Genomic DNA, 6,148 nt, shown 5'->3' with positions numbered 1-6,148 from the left:
CCTCATCAAACACAGACGCAAACACCGGATACGAGGCATACAACTCCCGCCCCATACCCACCCGCTGACTCCCCTGACCCGAGAACACCACCGCAGTACGACCCGTGCCCGCAGCGGATCCGTCGGCCAGGCCCGGCGCGGACTCTCCGCGTGCCAACGCCTCCAGACCAGCGACCAGACCGTCCCGGTCGGCGCCCACGACAACCGCGCGGTGCTCGAAGACCGCTCGCTCGGACACCAGCGACCAGCCGACATCCGCCGGCGACAGTTCAGCGTCGTCCTCGACGCGGGACAGCAGCCGTGCGGCCTGCCCGCGCAGTGCGTCCGCAGCACGCCCGGAGAGCACCCAGGGCACCACGGACGGGGCGACGGCCGGCTCGGCCGGCTCTGCCGCGGCCTCCGTCCCCGGCGCCTGCTCGAGGACCAGGTGCGCGTTGGTGCCGCTGACACCGAAGGACGAGACGCCGGCCCGGCGCGGCCGTCCGGTCTCCGGCCACGCCCGCTGCTCGGTCAGCAGCTCGACGGCACCCGCGGACCAGTCCACCTTCGACGACGCCCCGTCGACGTGCAGGGTCTTCGGCAGCACGCCGTGGCGCAGCGCCTGCACCATCTTGATCACACCGGCGACGCCGGCGGCTGTCTGGGTGTGGCCGATGTTGGACTTGAGCGAGCCGAGCCACAGCGGCTGATCCTCCGGCCGCCCCTGCCCGTACGTGGCCAGCAGTGCCTGCGCCTCGATCGGGTCACCCAGGGTGGTGCCCGTGCCGTGCGCCTCCACCGCGTCCACCTCCGCCGGGGACAGCCCGGCATTGGCGAGGGCGGCCCGGATGACACGCTGCTGTGAGGGCCCGTTGGGGGCGGTCATGCCGTTGCTGGCGCCGTCCTGGTTGACGGCGGAGCCCCGGATGACGGCCAGGATCCGGCGGCCGTTGGCGCGCGCGTCGGAGAGCCGTTCGAGGAGCAGCATGCCGACGCCCTCGCCCCACGCCGTACCGTCCGCGTCGTCGGAGAACGCCTTGCAGCGGCCGTTCACGGCCAGCCCGCGCTGACGGCTGAACTCCACGAACACCGTCGGGGTCGCCATCACGGCGACACCGCCGGCCAGCGCCAGCGAGCACTCGCCGTTACGCAGCGCCTGGACAGCGAGGTGCAGCGCCACCAGCGACGACGAACACGCCGTGTCCACCGTCACCGCCGGACCCTCCAGACCGAGCGTGTAGGCGACGCGTCCAGAGATGGCGGCGGTGGTGCTGCCGGTGAGGTAGTAGCCTTCGCTGCCCTCGACGGCCTGCTGCATGCCGAAGGCGTAGCCCTGGGCCGCCGCTCCGGCGAAGACTCCGGCTTGGGTGCCGCGCACCGCGGCGGGGTCGATCCCGGCCCGCTCGAACGCCTCCCAGGAGGTCTCCAGCAGCAGCCGCTGCTGCGGGTCCATGGCCAGCGCCTCACGCGGCGAGATCCCGAAGAAGCTCGCGTCGAAGTCGGCGGCGTCGCGCAGGAATCCGCCGGTGCGCACGTAGGACTTGCCGGGCCGGTCGGGGTCCGGGTCGTACAGGTCGTCGATGTCCCAGCCGCGGTCGGCGGGGAACGCGGTGATGCCGTCGCCGCCGGAGACCAGCAGGTCCCACAGCTCCTCGGGGGACCCGGCGTCCCCCGGATAGCGGCAGCTCATGCCGACGATGGCGATCGGGTCGTCGTCCGCCGCGGCCGCCCGCGCCGTGGGCACCGGGGTCGCCGCGTCGTGCGTGCCGAGCAGTTCGCCGAGCAGATGCCGGGTGAGCGCCGCGGGGGTCGGGTGGTCGAAGACCAGCGTCGCGGGCAGCCGCAGTCCGGTGGCCGCGTTGAGCCGGTTGCGCAGCTCCACCGATGTCAGCGAGTCGAAGCCCAGCTCGCGGAAGGCACGGTTCTCCTCGACCGCGTCCGCCGAGCCGTGGCCCAGGACGGTGGCCACGTGGCCGCGTACGAATTCGGAGAGCGCCGTCAGCTGTTCGTGCTCCGGCCGTCCGGCCAGTCGCTGGGCGAGACCGGTGGTGCCTGCCGTCGCGGCGCCGCCCTCGGCCGCCCGCGCACGGCGCACGCCCACCCGCACCAGGCCGCGCAACAGCGTCGGAACAGGACCGGGGGCGGTGCGCAGGACGGCCGTGTCCAGCTGTACCGGCAGCAGCAGCGCCTCGTCCGTCGCCACCGCGGTGTCGAACAGCGCCAAGCCCTTCGCGGAAGAGACCGCGACCAGGCCGGAGCGGGCCATGCGCGCCAGGTCCGCCTCGCCGAGTTCGCCGGTCATGGCGCTGCGCTGCTCCCAGAAGCCCCAGGCCAGCGAGGTCGCCGGCAGGCCCTGGGCGCGGCGCGCCGCGGCGAGTGCGTCCAGGAAGACGTTGGCCGCCGCGTAGTTGCCTTGTCCGGCGTTGCCCAGGGCGCCGGACACGGAGGAGAAGAGGACGAAGGCCGACAGGTCGAGGCCGCGGGTCAGCTCGTGCAGGTTCCAGGCCGCATCGACCTTCGGGCGCAGCACGTGGTCGACGCGCTCGGGGGTGAGGGCGGAGACCATGCCGTCGTCCAGCACACCGGCGGTGTGTACGACGGTGGTCAGCGGGTGCTCGACCGGGATGGCGGCGAGCAGCCGGGCCACGGCGTCCCGGTCGGCGACGTCGCAGGCCACGACGCGCGCCGTCGCGCCGAGTGAGGTCAGTTCGGCGACCAGTTCGGCCGCGCCTTCGGCCTCCGCGCCACGGCGGCTGACCAACAGCAGCTGCCGTACGCCGTGTTCCTCGGCGAGGTGTCGGGCGACCAGGCGGCCGAGGGTGCCCGTGGCGCCGGTGACCAGTGCGGTGCCGGTGCCGATACCGGCCAGCGGGGCGGGCACGGTCAGCACCACCTTGCCGATGTGCCTGGCCTGGCTGAGGAACCGGAACGCCTCCGGTGCCCGCCGGATGTCCCAGGTGGTCACCGGCAGCGGCTTCAGCACACCCTGCTCGAACAGCTCCAGCAGCTCGGTGAGCATCTCCTGGGTACGGTCCGGACCGGCCTCGCCCAGGTCGAACGCCTGATAGGCGATTCCGGGGTGCGCCGCGGCGACCTCAGCCGGGTCGCGCTTGTCGGTCTTGCCCATCTCCAGGAACCGGCCGCCGCGCGGCAGCAGCCGCAGCGAGGCGTCGACGAACTCGCCGGCCAGCGCGTCCAGCACCACGTCCATGCCCTGCCGGTCGGTCGCCGCCAGGAAGCGGTCGGCGAACTCCAGCGTCCGGGAGGAGGAGATGTGGGTCTCGTCCAGGCCGGAGGCACGCAGCGCGTCCCACTTGCCCTCACTGGCGGTGCCGAAGACCTCGGCGCCCCAGTGCCGTGCCAGCTGGACGGCGGCCATGCCGACGCCGCCCGCGGCGTTGTGCACCAGCACCCGCTCGCCCTGCCGCAGCCCGGCCAGGTCCCGCAAGCCGTAATAGGCGGTGAGGAAGACGACGGGTACGGAGGCGGCCTGGGTGAAGGACCACCCCGCGGGCATCGGAACCAGCATCCGCCGGTCGGTCACGGCCACCGGCCCGAAGGCACCGGAGAACACACCCATCACGCGGTCACCGGGCGCCAGGTCGGTCACCGCCTCGCCGACCGCGACGACGACACCGGCGGCCTCGTTGCCCATGACCTCCTGGTCGGGCACGACACCGAGGGCCAGGACCACATCGCGGAAGTTCATGCCCGCGGCCCGGACCTGTACCCGTACCTCGCCCGGGGCCAGCGGCGCCGCCTCGGGGAACTCCAGCAGTTCGAGGTTGGCGAACGACCCCTTGACGGGCACCTCCAGCCGCCAGGCCGAGGCGCCGGCGGGCGGGGTCAGCGCACCGTCGCCCCGGGCGACCCGCGCCATCCGGGGCACCCGCACCTCACCCGCGCGCAGGGCCAGTTGGGTCTCCTCCTGGGAGATCGCCCAGGCGAGCGCGGCGGGGAGCGCCTCCCGCGACGCGGTCGTGTCGTCCAGGTCGAGCAGGACGAACCGGCCGGGGTTCTCGGTCTGCGCGGACCGCAGCAGGCCCCACACCGGGGCCGCGGCCAGCCCGGGGACGTCTTCGCCGAGCGCGGTGGACACCGCGCCGCGGGTGACCACGGCCAGCCGCGCACCCGCGAACCGGTCGTCGTCGAGCCAGGTGTGCGCAAGCTCCAGGATCTGGTGGGTGGCCGTCCGCGCGGCGGCGGTCATCTCGGCCCCGGCCACTGCCGTTGGGCAGGGGACCACGATCAGGTCCGGCGCGCTCACGCCGGAGGCGATGGCCGAGCCGAGCGCGGCGAGGTCCGGGTAGACGTCGCCGCCGGAGAGCGGGGCGGCACCGGGATGTCCTTCTGCCACGATCGCGGCGCGCAGGTCCGCCAGAGCCTCCTCCGCCCCGACGAACACCCGTCCGGTGGCTTCGACGGCCGTGCCCGTACCGCTCGTGCCACTCGCGGTCGCCGAGGGCACGGCAGTCCAGTCGAGGCGGAACAGCGCGTCGTGTTCCGTGCCGCCCGCACCCGCCGTGAGCTGGGCGCGGTCGACCGGCATGCAGACCAGCGACTCCACCTCGGCGACCGGACGCCCGGTGCCATCGGCGACGGCCACCGAGAGGGTGTCCGCGCCCGCCGGCGCCAGCCGGACCCGCAGCATCGACGCGCCCGCCGCGCGCAGCGACACACCGCGCCAGGCGAAGGGAAGCCGCGGCTGCTCGTCGGAGAAGAAGTCGCCCAGCCGTACGCCGTGCAGCGCCGCGTCCAGCAGTGCCGGGTGTACGCCGAAGCGGGCCGCCTCCTCCTGGTGGTCCGGACCGAGCGCGACCTCGGTGAAGACCTCGTCGCCGCGCCGCCATGCCGCCCGTACGGCCTGGAACACCGGACCGTAGCCGTAGCCGGCGGCCTCGAACCTCTCGTAGAGGTCCGCGACGTCCACGGCGACCGCACCGGCCGGCGGCCACGCCCCCGATAGTTCGCCCTCCTGGGCGGCGGCTGTGTCGAACTCCCGGCTGACGCCGAGCACACCCATGGCGTGGCAGGTCCAGGGCGTGTCCCCGGTGGCCTCTCCGGCGCGGGAGTAAACGGTCAGGGAGCGCCGACCGGAATCGTCGGACTCCCCCACCGAGATCTGAAGCTGGACACCGCCCTGCTCGGGGAGGATCAGCGGCGCCTGGAGCGTCAGCTCCTCCACCGTGTCGCAGCCGACCTGGTCGCCCGCGCGGATCGCCAGCTCGACGAATGCGGTGCCAGGGAAGAGCACGGCTCCGGCGACGGCGTGGTCCGCGAGCCAGGGGTGCGTCTGGAGTGACAGCCGCCCGGTCAGCAGGAAGCCATCGGCGCCGGCCAGCTCCACGGACGCGCCGAGCAAGGGGTGTTCGGCGGAACCCAACCCGAGCCCGGACGCCGCGGTGGCGCCTACGACGTCCGCGGGGGTCTCCAGCCAGTAGCGCTGACGCTGGAAAGCGTAGGTCGGCAGGTCGACCTGCTCAGCGCCCGTGCCCTCGAAGACACGCGTCCAGTCCACACCGGCCCCATGCACCCACGCACGAGCCAGCCCGGACACGAACGACCCGGCCTCCGACCGCCCCGAACGCAGAACAGGCACGAACACACCGTCCACGACGGTCTCCGCACCCATCCCACTCAACACACCATCAGGACCCAACTCCACAAACACCGACACACCCTGAGCAGCCAGCGTCCCCACACCATCAGCGAACCGCACAGCCTCCCGCACATGCCGCACCCAATAATCCGCCGAACCCAACTCCCCGACGGAAGCAACACCACCCGTCACATTGGAAACAACCGGAACCCGCGGCAGCTGGAACTCCAGCGACTCCACAACCACCCGGAAGTCATCCAGCATCGGCTCCATACGCGGCGAATGAAACGCATGAGAAACCACAAGCCGCTTCGTCTTACGACCCCGCCCACGCAACCGCTCCACAACCGCAAGCACCGGGCCCTCGTCCCCGGAAACCACCACCGACGTCGGACCGTTGACCGCCGCGACACCAACCCGCTCACCACAGTCGACAAGCAGGGCGGTCACTTCCTCCTCCGTGGCCTGCACCGCGACCATCGCACCACCGGCCGGCAACGCCTGCATCAAACGCCCACGCGCCGCCACCAACCGAGCCGCATCCTCCAGCGAGAACACACCGGCCACATG

At 72.9% G+C, this 6,148-nt stretch carries 1 protein-coding gene; it reads right to left on the bottom strand.

Translation table 11 applies throughout. The features are described 5' to 3' along the window. A partial coding sequence (locus ACIRU3_RS47175; protein WP_404070550.1) for an SDR family NAD(P)-dependent oxidoreductase occupies positions 1-6,148 on the bottom strand: 6,148 nt, incomplete at both ends.

Source organism: Streptomyces sp. NPDC101151, from assembly GCF_044768335.1.
GTDB lineage: Bacteria > Actinomycetota > Actinomycetes > Streptomycetales > Streptomycetaceae > Streptomyces.
The sequence above is the reverse complement of the archived record's forward strand: the minus strand, read 5'-3'. Positions and strand labels throughout refer to the sequence as shown.